23 protein-coding genes and 1 tRNA gene are annotated in these 24646 nt (G+C 68.2%); 9 read left to right on the top strand and 15 right to left on the bottom strand.

Annotation, left to right across the window (positions count from 1 at the left end; all coding sequences use genetic code 11):
• From EG854_RS03265 to EG854_RS03275, 3 genes are all read right to left on the bottom strand, one after another.
• Nucleotides 1-241 (bottom strand): transposase (locus tag EG854_RS03265; RefSeq protein ID WP_164461877.1); only part of this gene is annotated, 241 nt, incomplete at its 3' end.
• A gap of 94 nt (nt 242-335) precedes the next feature.
• Nucleotides 336-1316: a prolyl aminopeptidase gene (pip, locus tag EG854_RS03270; protein ID WP_123286308.1), complete on the bottom strand. Its 981-nt coding sequence runs from the start codon at nt 1314-1316 to the stop codon at nt 336-338.
• An 18-nt stretch (nt 1317-1334) separates the two neighbouring features.
• Nucleotides 1335-1709 (bottom strand): DUF423 domain-containing protein, encoded by a 375-nt coding sequence (locus EG854_RS03275; protein ID WP_123286309.1) that lies wholly within the window; start codon nt 1707-1709, stop codon nt 1335-1337.
• A 49-nt stretch (nt 1710-1758) separates the two neighbouring features.
• Here EG854_RS03275 and EG854_RS03280 point away from each other — a divergent pair, with 49 nt between their 5' ends.
• Nucleotides 1759-2940, top strand: a complete 1182-nt coding sequence (locus tag EG854_RS03280; protein WP_123286310.1) for an MFS transporter — start codon at nt 1759-1761, stop codon at nt 2938-2940.
• Here the strand turns inward: EG854_RS03280 and EG854_RS03285 are convergent.
• The 3 genes from EG854_RS03285 to EG854_RS03295 all read right to left on the bottom strand — a co-directional run bounded on the left by EG854_RS03285 (nt 2911) and on the right by EG854_RS03295 (nt 6533).
• The gene (locus EG854_RS03285) at nt 2911-3504 is read right to left on the bottom strand and encodes a C15 family peptidase (protein WP_123286311.1); all 594 of its coding nucleotides are present in this window, start codon (nt 3502-3504) and stop codon (nt 2911-2913) included. The two genes, EG854_RS03280 and EG854_RS03285, sit on opposite strands and share 30 nt — an antisense overlap.
• A gap of 103 nt (nt 3505-3607) precedes the next feature.
• Nucleotides 3608-6133, bottom strand: coding sequence for a coiled-coil domain-containing protein (locus EG854_RS13065; protein ID WP_164461803.1), 2526 nt, complete (start codon nt 6131-6133; stop codon nt 3608-3610).
• A 124-nt stretch (nt 6134-6257) separates the two neighbouring features.
• Nucleotides 6258-6533: a hypothetical protein gene (locus tag EG854_RS03295; RefSeq protein ID WP_241153109.1), complete on the bottom strand. Its 276-nt coding sequence runs from the start codon at nt 6531-6533 to the stop codon at nt 6258-6260.
• 84 nt (nt 6534-6617) lie between these two features.
• On the opposite strand from EG854_RS03295, the gene EG854_RS03300 reads away from it, so the two are divergent.
• Complete coding sequence (locus tag EG854_RS03300; protein ID WP_241153110.1) at nt 6618-8129, top strand: phospholipase D-like domain-containing protein; 1512 nt, start codon at nt 6618-6620, stop codon at nt 8127-8129.
• Here EG854_RS03300 and EG854_RS03305 read toward each other — a convergent pair.
• The 5 genes from EG854_RS03305 to folD all read right to left on the bottom strand — a co-directional run bounded on the left by EG854_RS03305 (nt 8081) and on the right by folD (nt 12019).
• Complete coding sequence (locus EG854_RS03305; protein ID WP_123286313.1) at nt 8081-8824, bottom strand: endonuclease/exonuclease/phosphatase family protein; 744 nt, start codon at nt 8822-8824, stop codon at nt 8081-8083. The two genes, EG854_RS03300 and EG854_RS03305, sit on opposite strands and share 49 nt — an antisense overlap.
• 61 nt (nt 8825-8885) lie before the next feature.
• Complete coding sequence (locus tag EG854_RS03310) at nt 8886-9572, bottom strand: TPM domain-containing protein (protein ID WP_241153111.1); 687 nt, start codon at nt 9570-9572, stop codon at nt 8886-8888.
• Nucleotides 9572-10396 (bottom strand): TPM domain-containing protein, encoded by an 825-nt coding sequence (locus EG854_RS03315; protein ID WP_241153112.1) that lies wholly within the window; start codon nt 10394-10396, stop codon nt 9572-9574. Before EG854_RS03315 ends, EG854_RS03310 begins: the two co-directional genes overlap by 1 nt.
• Nucleotides 10393-11007, bottom strand: coding sequence for a LemA family protein (locus EG854_RS03320; RefSeq protein WP_123286315.1), 615 nt, complete (start codon nt 11005-11007; stop codon nt 10393-10395). Before EG854_RS03320 ends, EG854_RS03315 begins: the two co-directional genes overlap by 4 nt.
• Before the next feature lie 85 nt (nt 11008-11092).
• Nucleotides 11093-12019 carry a bifunctional methylenetetrahydrofolate dehydrogenase/methenyltetrahydrofolate cyclohydrolase FolD gene (gene folD, locus EG854_RS03325; RefSeq protein WP_123286316.1) on the bottom strand — a complete coding sequence of 309 codons (927 nt, stop codon included), beginning with the start codon at nt 12017-12019 and terminating at the stop codon, nt 11093-11095.
• A 106-nt stretch (nt 12020-12125) separates the two neighbouring features.
• Between folD and EG854_RS03330 the strand changes: the two genes are divergently transcribed.
• The gene (locus EG854_RS03330) at nt 12126-13967 is read left to right on the top strand and encodes a pre-peptidase C-terminal domain-containing protein (RefSeq protein ID WP_123286317.1); all 1842 of its coding nucleotides are present in this window, start codon (nt 12126-12128) and stop codon (nt 13965-13967) included.
• A gap of 14 nt (nt 13968-13981) precedes the next feature.
• Here EG854_RS03330 and EG854_RS03335 read toward each other — a convergent pair whose 3' ends face one another.
• Nucleotides 13982-15070, bottom strand: coding sequence for an ABC transporter ATP-binding protein (locus EG854_RS03335; protein ID WP_123286318.1), 1089 nt, complete (start codon nt 15068-15070; stop codon nt 13982-13984).
• A gap of 189 nt (nt 15071-15259) precedes the next feature.
• On the opposite strand from EG854_RS03335, the gene selD reads away from it, so the two are divergent.
• Together selD and mnmH are read left to right on the top strand one after the other, a co-directional pair.
• The gene (gene selD, locus EG854_RS03340) at nt 15260-16315 is read left to right on the top strand and encodes a selenide, water dikinase SelD (protein WP_123286319.1); all 1056 of its coding nucleotides are present in this window, start codon (nt 15260-15262) and stop codon (nt 16313-16315) included.
• Nucleotides 16312-17406, top strand: coding sequence for a tRNA 2-selenouridine(34) synthase MnmH (gene mnmH, locus EG854_RS03345; RefSeq protein WP_123286320.1), 1095 nt, complete (start codon nt 16312-16314; stop codon nt 17404-17406). Before selD ends, mnmH begins: the two co-directional genes overlap by 4 nt.
• 16 nt (nt 17407-17422) lie before the next feature.
• On the opposite strand, the gene EG854_RS03350 is transcribed toward mnmH, so the two are convergent.
• Nucleotides 17423-17497: transfer RNA gene (locus EG854_RS03350), tRNA-Val, on the bottom strand.
• 22 nt (nt 17498-17519) lie between these two features.
• Nucleotides 17520-18239, bottom strand: a complete 720-nt coding sequence (locus EG854_RS03355) for an HAD hydrolase-like protein (protein WP_123286321.1) — start codon at nt 18237-18239, stop codon at nt 17520-17522.
• A gap of 77 nt (nt 18240-18316) precedes the next feature.
• On the opposite strand from EG854_RS03355, the gene glmU reads away from it, so the two are divergent.
• The 4 genes from glmU to gor all read left to right on the top strand — a co-directional run bounded on the left by glmU (nt 18317) and on the right by gor (nt 22720).
• Nucleotides 18317-19681 carry a bifunctional UDP-N-acetylglucosamine diphosphorylase/glucosamine-1-phosphate N-acetyltransferase GlmU gene (glmU, locus tag EG854_RS03360; protein WP_277424044.1) on the top strand — a complete coding sequence of 455 codons (1365 nt, stop codon included), beginning with the start codon at nt 18317-18319 and terminating at the stop codon, nt 19679-19681.
• A 140-nt stretch (nt 19682-19821) separates the two neighbouring features.
• Nucleotides 19822-20505 (top strand): ribose-5-phosphate isomerase RpiA, encoded by a 684-nt coding sequence (rpiA, locus tag EG854_RS03365; protein WP_123286322.1) that lies wholly within the window; start codon nt 19822-19824, stop codon nt 20503-20505.
• 38 nt (nt 20506-20543) lie between these two features.
• The gene (locus EG854_RS03370) at nt 20544-21008 is read left to right on the top strand and encodes a hypothetical protein (RefSeq protein WP_164461804.1); all 465 of its coding nucleotides are present in this window, start codon (nt 20544-20546) and stop codon (nt 21006-21008) included.
• Nucleotides 21009-21319: 311 nt separating this feature from the next.
• Entirely contained in the window at nt 21320-22720 is a 1401-nt protein-coding gene (gor, locus tag EG854_RS03375) for a glutathione-disulfide reductase (RefSeq protein WP_123286324.1), read from the top strand.
• 3 nt (nt 22721-22723) lie between these two features.
• On the opposite strand, the gene EG854_RS03380 is transcribed toward gor, so the two are convergent.
• Complete coding sequence (locus EG854_RS03380; RefSeq protein ID WP_123286325.1) at nt 22724-24601, bottom strand: sulfotransferase; 1878 nt, start codon at nt 24599-24601, stop codon at nt 22724-22726.
• Between the last annotated feature and the right edge of the window lie 45 nt (nt 24602-24646).

Consider the following 24646-nt stretch of genomic DNA (forward strand, 5'->3'; position numbering starts at 1 on the left):
CGTCGAATACCTTCTCCCAGATCCCCGCTGCGGCCCAACGGCTGAAACGCTTGTGCGCCGTCTTCCACTTGCCGTAGCGCTCGGGAAGGTCCTGCCAGTGAGCGCCGGAACGCAGCACCCACAGCACCCCGTTCACGAACAACCGGTTATCGGACCCGGTCCGCCCGGGATCCGACGCCTTCCCCGGGAGCAGCGGCTCGATACGGGCCCACTGCGCTTCATCCAGTTCGTACCGCTTCACACCCATCACAGACCTCCGTCAAAGCGGAGACCTATGAATCACGCATTCAGGCCCAAGCGAATCCCTGAATGTCGATTGGACCTAGGCCGCGAGGTCAGTCCGGCAGGCCCGCCGCCCAGTCGGTGGCGCGCACCAGACTGTCGACAATCCCCGGCTCGGTCGAGGCGTGGCCCGCGTCGCCGACCACTTCCAACCGCGCTTCCGGCCAGGCCCGGTGCAGGGCCCAGGCCCCCGACATCGGCGTCACCACATCGAACCGGCCCTGGGCGATCCACGCCGGGATATGCCGGATGCGGTCGATCTTCTTCAGCAGCCAGCCGTCCTCGGGCAGGAAGCCGCCGTTGCGGAAATAGTGGTTCTCGATCCGGGCAAAGGCGATGGCGAATTCAGCCTCGGCGAACTTGTCGGGGCGGGAGTCCGGCCCGCGCACGCTGACCGTCTCCCCCTCCCAGCTGGACCAGGCGATGGCGCATTCGTTTCGCGCGGCATCGTCCTTGCCCGTCAGTCGCGTCTCATAGGCCGCCATCAGGTCGTCGCGCTCGGCCTCCGGGATGGGCGCCAGGAACCGCTCCCAGGCATCGGGGAAGATCATCGACGCCCCGTCCTGATAGAACCAGTGCAACTCCTTCTTCGTCAGCAGGAAGATGCCGCGCAGCACCAGCGCCTTGACCCGCTCGGGATGGGTCACCGCATAGGCCAGCGACAAGGTCGAACCCCACGACCCGCCGAACACCACCCACTTGTCCACGCCGCACCGCTCGCGCAGCCGCTCGATATCCTCGATAAGGGTCCAGGTGGTGTTGTTCTCCAGCGAGGCGTAGGGCCGCGACTGACCACAGCCGCGCTGGTCGAACATGATGATCCGGTAGGCCGACGGATCGAAGTAACGCCGCATGCCCGGGCTGGTCGCACCGCCCGGCCCGCCGTGCAGCACCAGCACCGGCTTGCCCTGCGGATTGCCGCTTTCCTCGAAATAGATCTCGTGCCCGTCCGGGGTCTTCATCATCCCGCTGGCAAAGGCCTCGATCTCGGGGAACAGGTCGCGGCGGTCGCCCTCAGGCTTGGGAAAGGACATCGGTACTCGCTCTACAGTTCAGGACAGGTCAGGCGGGCGCATGCGAAACGCCCCATAGGCAAACAACAGCCAGGCGGCGATCATCAGCAGGCCTCCGATGGGGGCCACCGCACCCAAAATGCTCAGGCTGGCCATGCCGACCAGCGCCAGGGACAGGGCAAAGACGGCGCCACCGACCACGGCCAGCCATCCGGCCCAGCGGATGGCCGCGCTGTGTCGGGCCAGGGTGGCGGCAACGACGGCCAGCAGGGCATGGATCAGGCCATAGTGGGCCCCGGTGGTCAGCAGGGTCTTGACCTGCGGTCCTGCCCCATGGGCCGCGAACGCCCCCAGCAGAACACAGAGGGCACCGAGGCCACAGGCCGTCACCGCCAGGGTGCGATTCACCGTCATACGGCGACGCTAGCCCACGGAATCGCCGGAGTCTGCTATCGGACAGATCATGACGCCGCCGTTCCGCCTTGCCCTTCACTATGTGTTGCTCTTCGGCGTCACCGGGGTCAGCCTGCCGTTCGCCGGCCTGTGGCTGAAAAGTCTGGGGCTGGACGGCGCGGAGATCGGCACCCTGCTGGCTGTGCCGATGCTGGCGCGCTTTCTGACCGGGCCGATGATCGCCGTCTGGGCCGATGGCTTCGCCACCCGCCGTGCGCCCATCGCCATCCTCGGCTGGGTAGCGGTGGCCGGCTATGGCGCCGCCGCCCTGGTCGAGGGCTATGTGCTCTGGACCGCCTGCTGGTTCGTGGCCGCGACCGCCACCTCGGCCATCATCCCCCTGATCGATGTGCTCAGCCTGCGCGTCGCCCGGCGCGAGGGCTTTTCCTTCTCCGTCCCGCGCGGCTTTGGCTCTGCGGCCTTTGTGCTGGCCAATCTGGCCATGGGCGCACTGCTGATTCAGCTGCCGGTCGCGGCGGTGATCGTCTGGATCGTGGCCGGCAGTGCCCTGATGGCCCTCTATGCCCAGTTCGGCCTGCCAGCGGAGGTCGTCAGCGCCGCCGGCCGCGCCTCGGGCCGCAACCGGTTTCTGGGGCTGGGACGCCTGCTGGCCGATCCGGTCTTCATGATGGCCCTCCTCGCCATCGGCGCGGTGCAGGCCAGCCACGGCTTCTACTACGGTTTTTCCGCCATCCTCTGGACGCAGCAGGGTCTGTCGACCGGCCTCGTCGGCGCGCTCTGGGCCGGGTCGGTGATCATCGAGATTGGCTTCATGTGGTGGCTGGATCCCTGGCGACGGCGTCTCGGCATCGGCCCTTGGCCCATGCTGGCCGTCGGGGTCGGGGCGGGTGTCCTGCGCTGGACGGCCCTGGCCTTCAGCCCGCCGCTGGCCCTGCTGTGGCCGCTTCAGGCCCTGCACGCCCTGACGTTTGCCGCCACCTATCTGGCCGGGGTCGAGATCGTCGAACGTCTGGCCCCCGAAGACGCTCAAACCGCCGCCCAGACCCTGTCCTCGACGGTATCCGCAGGGGTCCTGATCGGCATCGCCACCGTCCTGTCGGGGCCGCTCTACGACAGCTATGGCGCGGGGGGCTATCTGGCGATGGCGGGCATGGCGGCGCTGGGCGGGCTGGCCGCGCTCAGCCTTCGACGACGCCTTGGCTCAGGCCGCGCGGGGGCGGGGCAGGGGTGACAGGTGCCGCGCCATGGCCTCGGCCGCCAGTCGCACAGCGCGGGTGATCGCCGACCCGTCGCCCTCCGGCACGCGCAGCAGGCCCACCAGCGGTGCCTCGGGCCCATCCGGCAAAGAGCACAGCAGCCGGTACAGCAGATAGTTTCCCGGGTCGGTCACTGTATCCGACGACAGCCGTGTCGCAAGGCCGGCCTCGGACAGAGTCTGGGCCATTTCCAGCGCGGGGGCGGTGGCGCGGGCCACACCCGGCCCTGTCGGCACCAGTCGCGCCTTGCCGTTCAGTACACGGTTCTCGGCCCGGGTCTGGATCAGAAAGTCACCCGCGCCGTCCGCCCGTCCCACCAGCAGCGCTGCCCGACAGGCCGGATCGCGCAGGCGTTCCATCAGGGTGCGGGCCAGGGATTCCGGCGCTTCGGCCTTCACCGGGATCAGGCGCGCGCCCGGCGGTGTCCAGTCGCTGTCTGCATCCGTCCCGTCCGCGCCCCAGGCCAGATCCGGCTCATAGGCGCAGAGCATAAGCCCGGGTCGCAAATCCGGCTGGGCATCGGCGGGCGTGTCGAGCATGGGCCTGAGAGAGCTGTGACGGACATATGACGGCGGGGGACCGTGTCGTCATCGGGGCCGGATCGTCAACCCCAAAACAGGAATGTAACGCCGGTTTCCCCTGTCAGGAGAGGTCGCCGACCGCCGCATCCAGCAGCAAGAACGCCCGCCCACCGTCCGAGGCCAGACGGTTCAAAACAGCCGGCCCGTCCCCACTCGCCGCATGGTCCTTCAGAATGCGCGACCACGTCCGGACATAGGCTTCGGCGTCCATCTTCAGCTCGGGATCGCTCAGCACCCGGCGCGACACACTCCGTACGGCGGCGGGAGCCACACGGCGCACGATCTGGCGCGCCGTGTCGGCATCGCGGCTGACAAAGGCCTCGGCGGCCTCCTCAATGCGCGAGCGCGGCAGCAGGGCATTGGGATCGACCCCCATACGCCGGATCGAGGCCAGCATCCGTTCGTTCAGGGCTTCTGTGTCGGCGGGCGGCATCACCGGCGTGTCCAGATCCATCGGCCCGTCGTCCGGCTCATCGCCCATCAGATCCTTCCAGCCCATCCCCTCGTCGGCGGGGCGGGCCTTGGGGCCATCATTACGGTTGCGCAGACCGAACCCGCGCCCTTCCGGCTCGGTCCGGGGACGGCGCAGGGCAGGGGGCTCCGGTTCCGCGAGGGGCGGCATGTCGGGGGCGCCGCGCCGACTACGCCCGCCGTCGCCCGACACCACCCCCATCAGGCGCACGGCCTCGGTCAGCATTTCATAGTTGCGTTTGACCCGCTCCTGGAAGCCGGCATCCAGCGCCTCGGTGTCGTCGGCTGCCTTGCGCGACGCCTCCGACAGGGCCGCCAGGCCTTCCTCGACCGCGGCCCGCACGGCATCGACCCGCTCGCGTGCCTGCTCGGGCAGGTCGGCGGCGCGCTGGTCCAGATCGTTGATCGAGTCATCGACCCTTTGCAGGGCGGCATTCATCCGCTCAATGGTGGCCTCAAGCCGTTGCAGCGCCCGGTCCCCCGCTTCATCGACCAGATCGGCCGTGTGGGTGACCACCTTGCGCGCCCCGTCGATCCGCGCCTCTGCGGCGGCCTCGGCCTTCTGCGAGGCCTCGAACACGGCTTCACCCAGACGGTCGGCGCGCAGCTGGGCCTCTTCCGTGGCTTCGGCGGCGGCCCTGCGGCTCTCCTCGGCCGTGGCCTTCAACACCTCCAGAGCCTTGCGGCTTTCCTCCAGCAGGGTGTCGCGGGCATCGGCCGACAGGGCCTCGAACCGGTCCAGCGAGACCTTGGTGGCGCTGTCGAAATTATCAGCCTCGCGCTGGGACATCTCGATCAGGGCGCGGAACTGGTCCGCAGCCGCCTCGACCAGATCACGCAGGGCATCGGTGCCCGTGGCCGTGGTCTCGACCAGTTCGGTGCTGGTCGAGCGGACGACCGACAGCTGCTCGGTCAGTTGCGCCCGCTGGCTCTCGACCTGGGCCGAGAAGTCTTCCTGGTCGGTGCGCAGCGAATAGGCGGCGGTGACCAGCGCCGCGCGCTGTTGTCCCAGACCTTCCTCGACCGACTGGATCTGTTCGGCGACGCCGGCCCCGGCATTCTCGAGGCGCAGGGTCTGGCGGGCCAGATCATCGGCGGCGGCCCGGGCGGCTTCCTGGGCTTCCCCGGCGGCGGCGGCCATATCGGCGGCCCGCGCGGCCAACGCCGTTTCGGCCTCTCGCAGCTGGGTCTGGGCCAGGTCCGAGGCCTCGACCACCATGCGCGACTGGCGATCCACGACCTCCAGCACCTGTGCGGCCTGACCTTCCAGCGTGCCGCCCAGCGCGGCCATGGCCTCGCGCTCACCCGACAGACTTTCGACCAGTCGGCGGGCTGTCCTTCCGGCGGTCTCGGCGGCCTCGTTCAGCAGACGGCTCTCCTCGGCCAGAGACCGGCGCAGTTCGGCCATGTCCTGACGAGCGCGTTCGGCGGCCAGCGCCGCTTGGTCGATGTCGTTCCTCAGCCCGACCAGAGCCTCGCCCGTCTTGTGCGCAGCCAAAGCGGTCGGCGCCATCAGGGCTTCCGACAGGCCCCGGGCCCGGCGGGTCTCGGCCGCAATCAGCCGTGACTGGTGCACGGCGCGGGCCAGCAAGAAGGCCAGACCCGCAGGCGCCAGTGCGACCAGAATATAGAAGGCCAGTCTCAGCGGCTCGATGGGCGCTGACCCGAACCCCGCCTCATAGGCGGCCCAGGCACCGACGCCCCCGGCCCACAGGGCGGCGGCCAGGCCTGCGGTCCAGTAGCCACCGCTGGCGCTGATGTGCTCGGCGGGCACCGTGTCCAGAGCGGCGCGGAGCGGCGCCAGTTCAGAGCTTTCGGACGAGTCTTTGGCGGCGTCGGTCGGCACCGCCTCACCCTTGGAGACCGGCACCGACAGCGAGGTTTTGGCCTCAGTTTTCGGCTCGGGAATGGGCGGGGGGGCTTCCGCGGCCTCGGCGGTGGCCGCCTGCTCGCTCTGGCGACGCTTGCGGCGCTCGGCCCGTGTCTCGGCGGCCGGTTGGGCCTGCGGCTCCGGTGTGTCCTTGCTCACAGCGGTCGCCTCTCCCTCGCGCGCGGCCGTGTCTGCGCCCTCGTCAGGAGCGGTCAGGTTCAGCGGCGGCCGTTGGCGGGATTTCATGGACACTCTGCTCGATGCGCGGGCGTCGCACCCCCCGGCGCGACCTCGGAAAGTCAACCTAACGGGTCAGGACGCAGGCGCAAAGCGGTTCAGATGAACGAAGCGCGCAAGGGCAGGGGATGGATCAGCAATCCCGCTTGGCGGCCGTGCCGACCAGCACCGTGGAGGTCGGCCGCTTGTCGCAATCGGTGACGCGCTGCACTTCCGGGCGGGATGTGGGTTCGGCGCGCGATTCCACGCCGAACTGGGCAAGCGCCGCCGCCGCCAGCATGGCGATAAAGCCGATGATCATTTCGATCAGGGCCTGCATCGGCGGCCAATACTCCCCATCATGCCGCGATACCGCGACAACACCAGCCCTCTTATGCGCCAATTTCGCGGTCCGGACAATCATCGGCATGTGAAGAATCGCTCCGGATTGACCCGGGCCGTGCGATAGGGGACGGAGAGAATGGTCAATTTGGCTGTGGGATACCGGTGGGGCATGAGCCAGTTCACAGACGGAGATGACGCCCGCCTGACCGTCGGCTCCCCGCTGATCGACCGGCCGGGAGCCTGCTGGAAAACCGCCAAGGCGTCCCGGTTCGCCGTGCTCATGGACAATGAGGCCTATTTCGAAGCCCTGGCCTCGTCTCTGGCCAAGGCGCAAAAGTCCATTGTCCTGCTGGGCTGGCAGTTTGATCCCCGCACGCGACTGGACCCCGAGACCCGCCCCGACGATCATCAGGCCCAGATCGGCCACCAGCTGCGTATGCTGGTCAAGACCCGGCCCGAGCTGGATGTCCGCCTGCTGATCTGGAACTCGCCGCTGCTGATCGCCGCGTCGCAGGGCTTCTATCCCCACCGGGCCCAGGGCTGGTTCCGCAAGCGCATGGTCGAGTTCCGACTGGACCAGCCCGGGCCGCTGGGTGCCTGCCACCATCAGAAGGTAATCGTCATCGACGACGCCGTGGCCTTTACCGGGGGCGGCGACGTCGCCACCGACCGCTGGGACAATCCCGAGCACCTGGACGACGATCCCCGGCGCTGCATGCCGTCCGGCCTGATCGCCCCGCCGCGGCATGAAACCATGTGCGTCATGGATGGCGACGCCGCCCGCGCCCTCGGCGACCTCGCCCGCGAGCGCTGGTTCCGCGCGACGTGGGAGCGGACCCGGCCCGATGTCGTAGAGACGGATCCCTGGCCTGACGGGATCGAGCCGGACCTTGTCGATGTGCCCGTCGGCGTCTCCCGTACCGAGCCGCGCTGGGCGGGACGACGCGAGGTCCGTGAGGTCGAGGCCTTGCATCTGGCTTCAATTGAATCAGCCAAATCCCTGATCTATTTCGAGAACCAGTATTTCACCTCGCCCCGGATCGCGGCGGCCCTGGCCAGGCGTCTGGAGGAGCCGGACGGGCCCGAGGTCGTCCTTATCTCCACCGGCCAGAGCCCCAGCTGGTTCGACCGTCTGACCATGGACACCACCCGCTCCGAAGTCCTTTACCGGCTCGAGCAGGCCGACCGCCACAACCGCTTCTTCGCCTTCAGTCCCGTGACCGAGGGCGGCCAGCGCCTGATCGTCCATGCCAAGGTGACGGTCATCGACGACAGCGTCCTGCGGATCGGCTCGGCCAATCTCAACAACCGCTCCATGGGCTTCGACACCGAATGCGACATCGCCGCTGAACCGCTCGACGAGGCCGGGCGGCAGGCGATCCGGCGGCTACGCCAGACTTCGGTGGCCCATTTCATCGGCGCGCCTTTGGACGCCTATCGCGCAGCCGAGGAGGTGACCGGCTCGGTCGGGCGGGCCATCCTGACGTTCGGGGCGGACCGCATGCGCGTGCTGGGCGCCAACCCGCCCTCGCGCGCCGAGGCCTTCATCGCCGAATGGCAGCTGGGCGATCCGACGTCGACCGATGATGCCTGGCGTCCATGGAAGCGCCGCAATCCGACCCACCGCCCGGATCAGGCGCTGGCCGGCGGCAGTTCGAAATCGACGATCAGCGGCAGGTGATCCGACGCCATCCGGGCCAGCGGCGAGAAGGATGACCGCACCCCAGTCACCCGAATCTCCGGGCTGACGAACGCATGGTCGATCCGGATCGCCGGGAAGCTGGAGGGAAACGTCTTCACCGACGGCTTCAGCCCCAGCCGCCGCTGCGCGTCATCCAGCCGCCGGGTCAGGATGCGATAGGGGCGGGTGATCGAGGTCGCATTGAAGTCCCCGGTCAATATGGTCGGCCCGGTGCAGTCCTTGCGCCCCAGCCAGTCGCGTCCGACCAGCGCCGTGGCTTGCCGCTGCTGCTCGCGCGGCACCAATCCGAAGTGGGTGTTCATCACATTCAGGTCGTGGCCGTCGATCTCGATCCGCACCCACAGGGCGCCGCGCGGCTCCAGACCGGGAATGCCCGCCACGCTCGGCAGGGCGTCCGTCTTGACCAGCCGCTCGGGCAGATGGGTCAGCACGGCATCGCCGTATAACTCTGCCTCGACCCGCATGGCCGGGTGGAAGTGGACCGTCATCTCCAGCTTGCGCGCGATCTCGGCGGCCTGGTCGACACCCCCCGTGCGGGCGCGGCCGACATCCAGCTCCTGCAGGCAGACGATGTCCGGCTCATACTCGGCGATGACGCCGACGATCCGGTCCAGATCCAGCTTGCGGTCCATACCGACGCAGCGGTGCACATTGTACGACATCAGGCGCGGCATGGGTGCCTCCTGACAGCAGAACAGGGCCAGCTTCGGTCACCAATCGGGCCGTCAGATGGCGTCACAGCTCGACCAGTCGATCCGACAGCTCATTGAGATTGTCCGGTCCCGGAGGGAAATGCGCCGACAGCACCTCACCGGACAGGGCGATCGCCGCCTCAAACCCCTCGATGGGGCGTCCGGCGCGCAGTTCGCGCGTCAGGGCCGACGTCACATCCGCCCAGATTTCAACCGGCACGCGGCTGTGGATGCCTTCGTCGGCGACCACCTCGACCCGGTGCTCGTCCAGCGCGCAAAAGATCAGTACCCCGGTGCGATTGGCCGTCACATGGATGCCGTGCGCCAGGAACTGGTGGATGGCCGCCTTGCGCACCCGGTGCCGACGGATCGAGGCAGGGGTCATCAGCCGACGGACCACCGGCAGGCCGTGGATCAGGAACACCGCCAGAAAGATCACCACCTGCACCAGCGCATAGGCCCCCAGCGTCTGGGCCATGGTCACCGGCGTCGCCGCCAGCTGCGCCGCCTGCCAGCCATCCGAAAACCCGGGCAGCCAGGCCGGGCTGAAGCCCAGCGGGATCAGCAGCAGCGGCAGGATCATGGCTGCCGCCGCCGCCCAGGCGAGGCCCACCTCGCGATACGACGAGACGCGCCGGGCGATGACGCAGAAGATCTCACCCGAGGTGGCCTGTTCGGCCTCCTCGACGGCGCGGCGGATACGGTCGTGATCAGCAGGAGAAATACGCATCACCAGCCTCCCGAGGCGCCGCCGCCGCCAAAGCTGCCCCCTCCGCCACCAAATCCACCGCCGCCGCCGAAACCTCCGCCACCGCCCCCGCCGCCACGCGAGCGCAGGGCCTCGGATGCCGCCCAGATCAGGATCGGCGCAATGTCCGACCCGCCCCGCCGGCGCCGCCCGCTGGCACTGCTGACGATGCCGATCACGGCAATCAGGATAAAGCCGAACACCAGGGCGATGATGATCAGGGCCCCGACCGGCACCTCGGCATCGGCCGCCTCGACCGCCGCCGCCCGGGCCATGGCCTCTTCGGGGTCGAGCCGCAGCTGTTCCTCAATGGCCACCACCCCCTGTTCGATGCCGCGCTCGAACCCGCCTTCCTTGAAGGCCGGGGTGATCTGCTCGTGGATGATCAGGGCCGACAGGGCATCGGTCAGTATGCCCTCGAGGCCATAGCCGACCTCGATGCGGATCTTGCGCTCTTCCAGGGCAACGATCAGCAGCACGCCGTTGTCGCCGCCCTCCTGGCCGATCTGCCAGTGACGCCCCAGCCGCGTGCCGTAGTCGGCGATGTCATAGCCGTCCAGCGCGCGCACCGTGACCACCACCAGCTGATCACTCGTGTCCCGCTCCAGCGCGGCCAGCCGCGCCTCAAGCTCGGCTTCCCTGGCCGGGCTCAGCAGATTGGCCCCGTCGACCACCCGCCCGGTCAGCTCGGGAAAGGCCGGCTGCGTCAGCCCCGGCAGCGCCAGAACCAGCCACACCGCCATCGCCATCAGGCCCGCGACAAGGGCCCGCCATGTCAGTCGCTCGACGATCAGGGCGCGGGTCACTGTGCGGGGGTCGCTCCGGTGTTGAACTGCACCTGGGGCGCAGTCTCGGCGCCTGGCGACGCCGTAAACAGCGGCAGGGGCTCAGACCCCGAATGGAAGGTCGAGGCCCAGATATTGCCCGGGAAGGTCCGCAGCGTCGTATTATAGACCCGCGCCGCCTCATTGTAGTCGCGGCGCGCCACGGCGATCCGGTTCTCGGTCCCCTCCAGCTGGCTCTGCAGGGCGATGAAGTTCGCGTTCGACTGGATCTGCGGATACTGCTCGACGACGAGCATCAGTCGCGACAGCGCCTGGCTTAGCTCACCCTGCGCCGCCTGATAGCGGGCCACGGCCGCCGGATCGGACAGGGCGTCGGCGTCCAGCTGGATCGAGGTGGCGCGCGAGCGGGCCTCGATCACCCCGGTCAGGGTCTCGCGCTCGGCAATCGAGGCGCCCTGCACCGTGGCCACCAGGTTCGGAATCAGATCGGCCCGCCGCTGGTACTGGGCTTCGACATCGGCCCATTTGGTGCGCGCGGCCTCTTCCTGCGTCGGGATGGTGTTGTAGCCACAGCCCCCCAAGGTCAGGGTGACCGCCGCAACGGCGAGAACGGGAGTGCGCAGGATAGTCATCGGTAGCCCCCTTTGGCCGAACTTAGGCCGATCCGGGACCCATGCTTCGGCCCCTCGGGGAGTATCGGCCCGGAATGCCTCCGCTTCAAGCGCCCAACTGTGACGGTTCCACACCCGCCGCGCGACAGGCGGCGGCATAGGTGTTGGCCAGCAGGCAGGCGATGGTCATCGGCCCGACCCCGCCCGGCACCGGCGTAATGGCCCCCGCGACGGCTGCTGCCGAGGCATAGTCCACATCGCCGACCACGCGGGTCTTGCCCTCGGCGGCCTTGAGCGGATCGGCCGACGGCACCCGGTTAATGCCGACATCGATGACGGTCGCGCCCGGCTTGATCCAGTCAGCGCGAATCATCATCGGCCGCCCCACCGCCGCCACCAGAATATCCGCCCGGCGGCAGACCTCGGCCAGATCCCGCGTGCGCGAATGGGCGATGGTGACGGTACAGCTCTCGGCCAGCAGCAGTTGGGCCATCGGCTTGCCGACAATGTTCGAGCGCCCGACCACCACGGCCTCCAGCCCCGACAGATCGCCCAGCGTGGCCTTCAACAGCTTGATGCACCCCAACGGCGTGCACGGGACCGGCCCGGGCTGGCCGGTCGCCAGTCGTCCGGCGTTGATCACGTGAAAGCCGTCGACGTCCTTGTCCGGGTCGATGGCCGCCAGCACCGCCGTCTCGCGGATGTGGGCGGGCAGGGGCAGTTGCACCAAAATGCCATGCACCGCCGGGTCGGCATTCAGCTGCGCCACCAGATCCAGCAGCTCCGCCTCGGTCGTCTCGGCCCCCAGCCTGTGGGTGAAGGAGTTCAGCCCCGCGCGCGCCGCCGTCTCGCCCTTGCTCTTCACATAGATGCGGCTGGCCGGGTCCTCGCCCACCAGCACCGCCGCCAGTCCGGGCACGATCCCCGTGTCGGCCATCAGCCGGGCTGCGGCCTCGGCCACCTGATCGACCAGGGCCGCCGCACGGGCCTTTCCGTCGATGATCCGGGCGGTCGGGGAGGGGGTGGCGGTCATGGCGGGTCCGTTCTGCCGATCCCTCGTCAGGAATCGTTGCGGTCAGGCGATTTACACAGGCCGGGGTTCGGCGTCTATGATCGGGGAAAGCTGTGAAGGGGATACCATGCGCCGATTCCACGGGACCAGATTGCTCGGCCTTGCCGGCGCCTCGGCGCTGGCCCTGCTCGCGGCCAGTGGCGCGTCAGCCCAGGACGCCGGCACCCTTGTGCTGGGCGAGGGTCTGGATGCCGCGCTTGAGGAAGGCGACACCATCAACGATCTGGGCGCCCCTTATGACAGTTATACGGTGACGCTCTCGGCCGGTCAGCGGTTCGAGGTCGAGATGCGCTCCGACGACTTTGACGCCTACCTCGAACTTTATGGCACCGACATGGACGAACCTGTGGCCGTCGATGACGACAGTGCGGGCGACGGTACCGATGCCCGCCTGCGCTACACCGCCGACGCCGATGGCCTCTATACGTTACGCGCCCGCGCCTTTTCCGAGGGGGCCTTCGGGACCTACAATCTGATTGCCCGTGAACGTCCGCCGGCCCCGCCCGCGCCCGAGCCCGGCACCATCGCCCTCGGCCAATCGCTGGAGGGCGTCATCGACGATACCGATCCCGTCGACGATCAGGACGTGGCCTATGACGCGTATCGCTTTTCCGCCGACGAGGGCGAGCGGATGGTCCTGCTCCTGACCTCTGACGCCTTCGACACCTATCTGCAGGTCGGTCGGGTGACGGATGGCGGGTTCGAGGAACTGGCCTTCAACGACGACGACGGTGAAACCCTCAACTCGCGGCTGGTGTTCGCGGCCCCGGCGCGCGGCGACTATGTCATCCGGGTCCGTCCTCTCTCGGCCAGCGAGGGCGGGACCTACACCCTCTCCCTCCAGCCCGCCCCGCCGCCGCCCGAGGCCAAGCGGCTGACCCTCGGCGACAGCCTCACCGGCACGATCAATGCGGAGACGCCGGTCAATGACGAAGGCTACCGCGCGCACCTTTACCGCTTCGACGGACGCGAGGGTCAGCGCATCGACATCCGCCTCGAGGCCGAGGATTTCGACACCTATCTGGTGCTCTATCGCGACGACGGCACACCGCCGACACGTCTGGGCGACAACGACGACAACGACGGCACCAACTCCCGCCTGATCCGCACGCTCGAGGGCTCCGGCCCCTATCTGGTCGAAGTGCGCGGCTTCAGCCAGACGGTCGAGGGCGACTATACGCTCAGCCTCGCCGAGATCGCGCCCGAGCGCCCGCCCGAACCCATCGCCTTCGGCGCCATTCAGGAAGGCGTCATCGACGACAAGGACCCGCTGGACGGTCAGGACCGCAACTACGATTCCTTCCGCTTCACCGGTGTCGAGGGCAATCGCGTCCAGATCATCGCCCGCTCGGGCGACTTCGACACCTTCCTGAGGATCAGCTCTGCCGAGGGTGAGTTCGAAGCCCTGGCCACCGACGACGACGGGCTGGGCGAAGGCACCGACTCACGCCTGAACTTCACCCTGCCGGCGGACGGCGACTATGTGATCCGCCTGTCCCCGCTCAGCGCGGACAATGAGGGCCTCTATTCCCTCGAACTGATCGACCGGGGCCCCGCCCCCGCGCCGGGCAGTATTCTGGTCGGGGCCACGGCCCGTGGTACCCTGGGTGAGGCTGATGCCGCCGCCGGCGACGGCAGCTATTTCGACGCCTACCGCATCCACGCCAAGGAAGGGGAGACTCTGATTATCACCATGGTTTCCAATGCCTTCGACGCCTTTGTTATTGTAGGTCGCGAAAAGGATGACGATGATATCGAGGTGCTGGCCAGCGACGACGACGGCCTGTCCGACACCCACGCGCGTCTGGAATGGGAAGTCCCCGACGACGGCGTCTACATCATCCGCGCCGGCAGCTACGGCCAGTCCGAAACCGGCGCTTACGCCCTCAAGGTCGAACGCAAGCCCTGAGCAGGCGTCAGCCGCTACAGCCGCTGAAACGCCTTGCCGTCGGCATCGAACAGATAGGCGTGCTCGGCCTGCAGCTTTAGCTCCAGCCGGTCGCCTGACTTCGGCCGCGCCGACCCGGCCAGCTGGGCCGTCATACTGTCGTGGCCCTCGCCGATGTCGATATAGGCATAGGTGGCATTGCCCAGAGTCTCGACAAAGTCGGCCCGCCCGTGAATCGCCTCGCCCGGTCCGTCCAGCGACAGGTGCTCGGGCCGGATCCCTAGCGTAAGCGTATCGCCCGGCTTCGCGCCCTCGGCCTTGACCGCGGCCCGCAGCGTATCGCCGCCGGCGGTCTTCAGCACCGCGCCCTTCGGCCCGGCCTCGACCAGCGTCACGGAGATCATGTTCATCTTCGGACTGCCGATGAATTCGGCGACGAAGCGGTTGCAGGGGTGCTCATACAGGTCCATCGGCGCGCCGACCTGTTCGATCACCCCGCCGTTCAGCACCACGATCCGGTCGGCCAGCGTCATGGCCTCGATCTGGTCGTGCGTCACATAGACCATGGTGGTCTTCAGCCGCTGGTGCAGGGCCGCAAACTCATAGCGCATGCGCACCCGCAGGGCCGCGTCCAGGTTCGACAGCGGCTCATCGAACAGGAACACCTGCGGCTCGCGCACAATGGCCCGTCCGATGGCCACCCGCTGGCGCTGCCCACCCGACAGGGCCTTGGGCTTGCGGTCCAGATAGTCGGTGATGTTCAGGATAGCCGCCGCCGCATCGACGCGCCGCTCGATCTCGGCCTTGTCGTGCTTGGCCAGCTTCAGGCCAAAGGCCATGTTCTCGCGCACTGTCATGTGCGGATAAAGCGCATAGGACTGGAACACCATGGCGATGCCCCGGTCCGAGGGCGACAGCTCATTGACCACCCGGTCGCCGATCGTCACCTCGCCCGCGCTGACGTCCTCCAGCCCCGCGATGGTGCGCAGCAGGGTCGACTTGCCACAGCCCGACGGTCCGACGAACACGACGAACTCCCCGTCGGCGATGTCGAGGTCGATGCCCTTCAGCACCTGCACGGCGCCAAAGTCCTTCCGCACGCCGTTGAGACGGACGCCTGCCATCGCGCTTCCTGCCCTTCGTTTCTCGTTGCGGTCAACGTAACCGGTTACAGGCCCCGATCAAGCGCGGCGTGACAGGAACATGTCGCCAGGGTTTTCCCATGCCCCTCCAGCCGCCGGGCGACCTGCCCGACCCGCTGATCCGGAACCCCGGAGGGTTGACGTGGGCCCCGGGACAGGAGACGGCGAGACATGACCCTCACCGAGCCCGCACTAACATCGCTTGCCCATGGTGGCGGCTGTGGCTGCAAGATCGCCCCCGATCTCCTCCAGGCGATCCTTGCGGGCACACCGCAGGCCGCGCCCTTTGCGTCGCTGATGGTTGGCAGGGAGACGTCTGATGATGCGGCGGTCTGGCGCCTGAACGACAGCCAGGCCCTGGTCGCCACCACAGACTTCTTCATGCCGATGGTCGATGATCCGTTCGACTTTGGCCGTATCGCCGCGACCAACGCCTTGTCCGATGTCTATGCCATGGGGGCGACTCCCATCCTCGCGCTGGCCATCGTCGGCATGCCGATCGGCAAGCTGTCCGTCGGGACGATCGGCAAGGTGCTGGAGGGCGGCGCCTCGGTTTGCGCCGCCGCCGGGATCCCGATCGCCGGCGGTCACTCCATCGACAGCGTCGAGCCCATCTACGGGCTCGTGGCCCTCGGCCTGGTCCATCCGGAAAAGGTGCTTGCGAACCGCACGGCCCGGGAAGGTGACGTCCTGATCCTGACCAAGCCTCTCGGCGTCGGCGTTCTGAGCGCGGCCTTCAAACAGGGGCGGCTGGACGACGCGGGTTACAAAGCCCTCATTGCATCCACCACCCAGCTGAACACCCTGGGCGCACGCCTCCCGGACCTTGAGGGCGTCCACGCCGTCACTGATGTCACGGGCTTTGGCCTGCTGGGTCACGCCTTGGAGATGGCGCGCGGGTCCGGGATGGCCATCGAAGTCGACGCTGACGCCCCCGCCTGTCTGCCGTCGTCCATCGCGCTCGCTGAAGCCGGGGTCCGCACCGGCGCGTCGACCCGCAACTGGACGGCCTATGGCGCCGCGGTGATCCTGCCGGATGGCCTCGCACCCTGGCGACGGGACCTGCTGACGGATCCTCAGACCAGCGGCGGGCTTTTGATCTCGGTAGCTCCGGACCGGGCTGAAGAGGTCCTGGCTCTGGCCCGGACCCTTGGCTTCGCCTCTGCGTGTCGGGTCGGCCGGGTGCTGGAAGGACCCGCTGGCGTCACAGTGGTTCAGGGTCCGTGATTCGCACGACGACCGATCTGAGCCTTGCCGCCCGTCAGGGCTACGATGCGATCATCGACGTCCGTAGCCCGGCAGAGTTCGCCGAAGACCATATCCCGAGCGCGATCAACCTGCCTGTTCTCGACGATGCCCAACGCGCCGAGGTCGGTACGATGTTCGTGCAGCGCTCCAAATTTCTCGCGCGGCGCACCGGCGCGGCCTGGGTCGCCCACAACATCGCCGACCATCTGCAGACCGCGCTGGCGGATCATGACGGGGGTTTTCGGCCCCTCGTCTACTGCTGGCGCGGCGGCCAGCGGTCGGCCGCCATGGCCACGGTCATGGAGCAGGTCGGCTGGCCGGTGACCCGGCTCGAGGGCGGGTATCAGACCTGGCGGCGAAAGGTCGTGGCCGATCTCTATGGCGAGGAGCCCCCCGGTGATGCGGCACTGAACCTCATTCTTCTCGACGGGTATACCGGCAGCGGCAAGACCGAGCTCCTTCGCCGGCTCTCGCACGAGGGTGTCCAGACGATTGACCTTGAGGCCCTGGCCGATCACCGGGGCTCACTGTTCGGCGCGACGCACGTTCCCCAGCCCGGCCAGAAGCTGTTCGAGACCCGCCTGGCCGAGGCGCTGGCCTGTCTGGACCGGACACGGCCGATCATCGTCGAAGCCGAATCCAGCCGTATCGGCAACCTCTCGCTTCCACCGGTCCTCTGGACGGCGATGAAACGGGCGCCCCGCATCGAGCTGATCGTACCGGTCGAGGCGCGCGTCGCGCATATCCTGGGCGAGTATCAAGCGATTGGTGCCGATGTCGAGGCGCTGCAGGCCGCGCTCGCCCGCCTCCCTCGCCACCATAGCCGGGAGACCATCGCGGGCTGGTCCGCCGCTGCGCAACAGGGACGTCTTCCCGAGCTCGTCACGGATCTGATGCTGCAACACTATGACCCTGCCTACCGCCGCGGGGCAGCCGCCAGACGATCCGTCTTATTGCGCCTAATGCTCGAGCGCATGTCCGACAGTGATCTGCAAGAAGCCGCCAGACGTATCGCAGAAACGGTCGCCCAGGTCAGCGCGCCCGGGCCGGGGCGTTCACACGAGGCATGACGGCATAAGCAAGGAATGGTGGATGCGACAGGGATTGAACCTGTGACCCCCTCGGTGTGAACGAGGTGCTCTCCCGCTGAGCTACGCATCCGACCGGTCAGGAGGCGGGGTGTTTAGCCCGGCGATCCGGCAAGGGCAAGGGCCTGTTCGGTCTCGGCCACACAGCGCGCCACCAGCGCCGGAAAGGCGTCGTAATGGTCCAGCACCGCCCACGGCTTCATCGCGGGAATCGCCATGTCGGCATAGCCGAAGCTCACCGCCACGAACGGCAGGCCGGCGGCGTGGGCGGCCCCGGCGTCCAGACTGCTGTCGCCGACCATCAGGGCGCGGTCGGCCCGTCCGCCACAGGCCGCAATGGCCTCCATCAGGTGGGCGGCATCGGGCTTGCGTGCGGAGACCCGGTCCGGGCCGTACACACAGGCGAACAGGCCGGTCAGGCCCAGCGCATCCGTCAGGGCCACCGACAGATCGGTCCGCTTGTTGGTCGTCACCGCCAGCGTATAGCCCTCGGCCTTCAGCGCGGTCAGTGCCGCGACACAGCCGGGATAGGGCCGGGTCAGGTCGGCGATCCGCCCGACATACAGCTCCAGGAACAGGGCGAACCGCACATCCAGCGCGTCGTCCCCCAGCGGCGCCCCCGCCGTCTCATATCCGCGCCGCAACAGGGCCCGCGCCCCATGCCCGATCAGGTCACGCCCCTGCGCCAGCGGCAGTTCGGCGAGGCCATCGGTCGCCAGCACCGCGTTCAGCGTGCCGATCAGGTCTGGCGCGGAATCGACCAGCGTCCCGTCAAGGTCGAACAGCAGCGTCCATTCCTTCGCCTTTGCAGACATATAGCCTCCCCTTATGCCGTCTCATGCGTTATGCCGCCCCGGACGACCAGACGGACGACTAGACGAGGGACGATCACGTGACCACCCACAGCCATACCGGGCCCGCACGCGCTGCCGTGATTCTGGCCGCGGGGCAGGGCACCCGCATGAAGTCCCGCCTGCCCAAGGTGCTGCATCCGGTCGGCGGCCGCGCCATGCTGGACCACGCCATCGACGCGGCCGAGGCCCTGGGCTGCGAGCGGATCGTCGTGGTCGTCGGCACCCACTCGCCCGAGGTTCGCGCTCACGTCGTCGCCCGTCTGGGCGAGGCCGCCATCGCCATTCAGGACCCGCCCATGGGCACCGGCCACGCCGTCCTGTGTGCGCGCGAAGCGCTGAACGGCTTCGACGGCCAGGTCGTCATCACCTATGGCGACGTGCCCCTGCTCAAGGCCCACGACATCGCCCCGGTGTTCGAGGCCGCCGATGCCCTGTCGGTGATCGGGTTCGAGGCCCGCGACCCCGGCGCCTATGGCCGTCTGGTCATCCGGGGCGGCGAGCTGGCCGCCATCACCGAGGCCAAGGAGGCCTCCGCCGAGGTTCTGGCCATCCGGACCTGCAACTCCGGCGTCATGTCGGCCCCGGCCCGTGTCCTGTTCGACCTGCTGGACAAGGTCGGCAACGACAATGCCAAGGGCGAATACTATCTGACCGACGTCGTCCAGCTGGGCCGCGAGGCCGGGGTGCCGACCCGCGCCGTCATGGCGTCCGAGGATGCGGTCATGGGCGTTAATGCCCAGTCCGAGCTGGCCGAGGCCGAGGCCCTGTTCCAGAAGGTCCAGCGCGACACCTTCCTCGCCCGCGGCGTCACCATGCCCGCGCCCGACACCGTCCATTTCGCCTGGGACACCGATCTGGAAGCCGGCGTGGTCGTCGAGCCCTATGTCGTGTTCGGCCCGGGCGTGAAGGTCGCATCCGGTGCCCGCATCCGCAGCTTCAGCCATATGGAAGGCGCGACCGTCGGCGAGGACGCCATCGTCGGCCCCTATGCCCGCCTGCGCCCCGGCGCCCGTCTGGACCGCGACGTCCACATCGGCAATTTCGTCGAGGTCAAGAACAGCCACATCGGCGAGGGCGCCAAGGCCAACCACCTGTCCTACCTCGGCGACGGCCAGGTCGGCCCGCGCGCCAACATCGGCGCCGGCACCATCTTCTGCAACTATGACGGCGTCTTCAAACACAAGACCACAGTGGGCGAGGGGGCTTTTGTCGGCTCCAACAGCTCGCTGGTCGCCCCCGTCACCATCGGCGCCGGCGCCATGACCGCCTCGGGCTCGGTCATCACCGAAGACGTCCCCGACGGCGCCCTCGCCCTCGGCCGCGCCACCCAGACCGTCAAGGACGGCTGGGCCGCCCGCTTCATGCAGATGATGACCGCCAAGAAGGCCAGCCAGAAGAAATGATCCTCCCCCGACGCGCAGCTTCGGGGGAGGGGGACCGCCGAACGGCGGTGGAGGGGGCGAATACCAGACGCCACCTCCTGACCTTTGCCCCCTCCACCCCTCCGGGGTCCCCCTCCCCCGCAAGCAGGGGAGGAGCCTAAATGTCCGATTCCCAAAAACGCATCGCCGGCGAGGCCGCCGCCCTTCGGGTCGAGGCGGGCATGAAGGTCGGTCTCGGCACAGGCTCGACCGCCGCCTGGTTCGTCAAGGCGCTGGCCGCGCGCAACCTGCGCGACCTGCGCTGCGTGCCGACGTCGGATGCGACCGCTGACCTCGCGCGCGAGCTGGGCCTGACGCTGTCGACGCTGGAAGACACCCCGCGCCTCGACCTGACCGTCGACGGGGCGGACGAGGTCGGACCGGGTCTGGCCCTGATCAAGGGCGGCGGCGCGGCCCTGCTGCGCGAGAAGCTGGTGTGGGAGGCCTCGGACCGCTGCCTCGTCATCGCCGACGCGGCCAAGGTGGTGAAGACGCTCGGCGCCTTCCCCCTGCCGATCGAGGTCGTCGCCTTCGGGCACAAGACCACGGGCAACCGCATCGCCGATGTACTGGCCGACCACGACATCGCCATGCCCGCCCGGGTCCGCACCGCCGAGCGCGGACTGGTGCGCACCGACGGTGGCAATCTGATCTATGACGCCAGATGCGGCGCCATCACCGACCCCAGCCGCCTCGCCGACGACCTGAAACTGATCACCGGCGTCGTCGAACACGGTCTGTTCCTCGACCTCGCGGATGAGGCGATCATCGGGACCGACGACGGGGTTGAGGTGTTGGTGCCGTGAAAGCCCCCGGTCGTGATTTCCGGGGCCGTCTCTGGCACTTGATCCGCATCTTTCATCACATAGGAAGACTGAACGCAGCCGCCGACGCCATGCGGGCTCAGGATTGGGTGAAGGCGGAGCGTAACATCGAAGCCTGCTTCAACCAGTTTGGACTTCAGATTCCCAGTCGCGACGCCATACCCATGATGAATATGTCGGCGGCGGTGATCTACTACCGAAATCACAAGGCTGAGCCGGCGCTCAAGGCGCTCGAGGCGACGATTGACCAGCTTAGGGCAGGACGCGTCGGCAGCCTCTCTGACGCCAGCTATCTCGCCAGATATTGTTTCGAGTTGGCGGAGTTTTGCGCAGGCCGGTTCCCCGATCACGAGCCCGCCTTCCTGGCGGAGGCATCCCGTGCCCAGGAGCAAACGCTGCCGTTCAACCCGCGAAAGGTGAGGAGGGACTTCCTCAGCCTGTTTCCCTTGTCCCCCCGAGGTGAGGACGTCGCGACCTGGCGGTAACTTGCCAGCAATGCTGTGTGTCTGGCCTCCTTGCCCCACCCACCCCTCATCCCTAAGTCCCTGAGACGACGGAGCGACCCGCTCTGCAGCACCCCTTTTCACCCTGTTTTCGCCGGAGCGGATTTCAGACGGTTCAGACGGTTCAGACCCTTTTTTTCCCACCGTCTGAATTCGGCACTGCCGCCGATTTCAGACCCTTCAGACGGTTCAGACGGTCTAATTTCACCGTCTGATTTCCGGACCGCCCCCGGTTTCAGACTATTCAGACCATTCAGACGGTCTTTTTTCACCGTCTGGTTCAGGAGCCCCGAATGCCCACGACCTACGACTACGACCTCTTCGTCATCGGTGCGGGCTCGGGCGGGGTGCGGGCGGCGCGGCTGACGGCCCTGTCGGGCAAGACGGTCGCCGTGGCCGAGGAGCACCGCGTCGGCGGCACCTGCGTCATCCGCGGCTGTGTGCCCAAGAAATTCATGGTCATGGCCTCCGAGGTCAGCCACGCGCTGGAAATCGCCGAGGGCTATGGCTGGAACATCGAGGGCGCGACCTTCGACTGGAAGCGCTTCCTCGAGGCCAAGGACGTCGAGATCGCCCGGCTGTCGGGCATCTATGTCGCCAATCTGGGCAAGGCGGGCGCCGAGCTGATCCACGGCCGCGCCCGGCTGAAGGACGCGCACACGGTCGAGGTCCTCAAGAAGGACGGCTCGGTCGACCGCACGGTCACGGCCGAAACCATCCTGATCGCCACCGGCGGCCGCCCCTGGGTGCCCGGGGACCTGCCGGGCATCGAGCACGCCATCACCTCGGAAGAGGCCTTCCACCTGCCGGAACTGCCGAAGAGTATCCTGATCGCGGGCGGCGGCTATATCGCGGTCGAGTTCGCCGGCATCTTTGCCGGCCTCGGCGTCGAGACCACCCTGGTCTATCGCGGGCCCAACATCCTGCGCGGCTTTGACGATGATGTGCGCGCCCATCTGGCGGGCGAGATCGAGCGGCGCGGCATCAAGGTGGTGCTGGGCTGCCAGCATTCGTCGATCGAGAAAACCGCCGACGGCCTCGTCAGCCATCTCGAGAACGACATGAAGCTGACGACCGAGGCCGTCATGTTCGCCACCGGCCGCACCCCCTACGTCAAGGGCTTGGGGCTTGAGGAGGCCGGCGTCGAACTGACCGAGGGCGGGGCGATCAAGGTCGACCAGTATTCGCGTACCAGCGTCGACAACATCTGGGCCATCGGCGACGTCACCGACCGCATCAATCTGACCCCCGTCGCCATCCGCGAGGCCGTCGCCTTCCACGAGACCCGCTACAAGGACAATCCCTCGTCGTTCGACTATGAGGCCGTCGCCACCGGCGTCTTCAGCCAGCCGCCGGTCGGGGTGGTCGGCCTCAGCGAGGCCGAGGCGCGGCGTCACTGCTCGAAGGGGGTGGACGTCTATCTGACCCGCTTCCGGCCCATGAAGACCGTCTTCGTCGGCTCGGACGAGCGGGTGCTGATGAAGCTGGTGGTCGATGCCGACACCCAACGCGTGGTCGGCGTCCACATCGTCGGCCCCGAGGCGCCCGAGATGATCCAGCTGGCCGCCATTGCGGTCAAGGCCGGCCTGACCAAGGCCCAGTGGGACGCGACCTGCGCCGTTCACCCGACGCTGGCCGAGGAACTGGTCACCCTGAAGGACAAACAGTCGGTCGCCGCGACCGCCGCCGAATAGGAATCAGAACCCGGCCAGCCGGTCCCGGATCGGCTTCAGGCCCGCCAGCAGGGGCTCGATCTCCGTCGCATTCTTCTTCCACTTGTCGGGGGCGGGCGGGGTCAGGGTGTGGCGCGACTCCGGCAGCTTGCCGCCGGTCCGCTCCGCCAGCGCCGCGTCGAACTCAAGATCGGCGAAGTCGCAGATGCCGCGCACCACCGCCGCCGGATCGGCCACGAAGTCGGCATAGCGGACGACGTGGCGCCGGTCCGCCGGCAGGGCCGACAGGTCGTCCATAATGGTCTGGTTGGTCGTCGCCCACTGGTAGGCCGCGATCTCGGGCAGGGGCTTGTCCTTCAGGCCCTGCCAGCCCTGCGGAAGCAGCAGCGACCACGGCCCCTCCCAACCCGGCAGCTGGGGGTAGGTGACCCAGCCGCCTGACCGCCAGGCGTCGATGATGCTGGAAACATTCTCCTCCGGCTCGCGCCACAGGAAGACGAACCGCGCGTCCGGGAACAGGGCGTTGAAGAAGGGGATCCGCAGGGCGTTCTTGGGCGTCTTCTCCAGCAGCCGCACGCTGTCCTGGTTGGCAAAGGGCCGCTCGGCCCCGTCACGCAGCTTCTCGGCCAGCCGGGCCTTCATCGCCAGGCCGATCGGGTCGCTGAAGTGCTCGGCCGTGACGCGGTTGGAGTCGATGCCGGGGGCACCGGGCCGCAGGGCCTTGAAGCCCTCGACCAGCCAGTGGGCCTCGCCGCCCACGGTGTGCAGCTGGGGCGTCACCGCCAGGGTCTCGAACAGGGCCGTGCTACCCGAGCGGGGCGCAGCCACGATGATCACCGGCCGGTCATAGTCCGGCGTCTGCAGGATGGCCGAGGGGCGCGCCGGGGCCGGGCTCGCGCCCGCGGCTGCGGGGGCGGGCTGACCCATCATGCCCGTGGCGACCCCGCCGCCCATGGGCGCGACGCCCGGGTTGACGCCGTAAGCCCCGATCCGCTGCCGGACCACGGCGGGCACGGGCATCATGTTGGAGCTGACCCTCAGGTCGTCGCCCAGCGCCGTGACCTGCTGCATCAGCATCTGCAGCCGCTTCTGGTAGTGGGGGATGCCCCGGTCGGTGTCGGCGAACAGCGACCACAGCTGGCGCCAGTCCTGCCGGAAGCCGTGGGTCAGCCGGGCGAACTGCTGCAGATGTGCCCGGCCCTCGTCGCCCTGCCGGACCGAGCCGGTCTCAGCCACGAGGTCGCTGAGCAGCTCATCGACCTCGGACGGCGGCATGACCCGGTAGATGTTGAACTGCTCGACCGCCAGCGGCGCCCGCTGACCGGGTCGGAAGGGGATCGGCGTCTCGGGCAGGGACTGGGTCGCGGCCGCCTCGGCCAGGTCCCAGAACCGGCCGTTGCCGGTCGTGTCCGCCACGAGGTGCACCCTCGAGATGTCGGAGCCGTTGTCGACCTTGTGGACCCGCCAGTTGTCGAAGATCCAGGCCTCCCCCGGCGCCATGTGGACCACTTCGTCATCGCAGTGGAAGCGAACGTCCGGCGTCGTCACGATCGGCACATGCAGCCGCACCCGGTGAAACCAGTGGTAGTTGATGTCCGTGTGCTCGGGGACCGACGACCCCGGTCCCAGCCGCATCAGCCGCGACCGGCTCCACACCACGCCGAAGTGGCTGAGCACCTGCTGGATATAGGGCGAAGACTGCAGGTGCGGCGTCGGCGCCATGGCCCCGGCCACGTCGTCGTTCTCGGTGCCGCCCACAGTGATCAGCCGCAGGGCGCTGTTGCCGGGGATGTTGTTCGGATGCTTCGCCCAGGCGTCAGCCGGGAAAGCCTCGACCTCGCGCCGCAGTTGGTCCACGTCGAAGCGGAAGGGCAGCTTGATGAAGGGGCGGGACAGTTTCACGCGATCAGGGCCGATACTCGAGGAGAGGGCAAGCCCCACAGATAC

Source organism: Brevundimonas halotolerans (genome assembly GCF_003730275.1).
GTDB classification, from domain to species: Bacteria; Pseudomonadota; Alphaproteobacteria; order Caulobacterales; family Caulobacteraceae; genus Brevundimonas; species Brevundimonas halotolerans.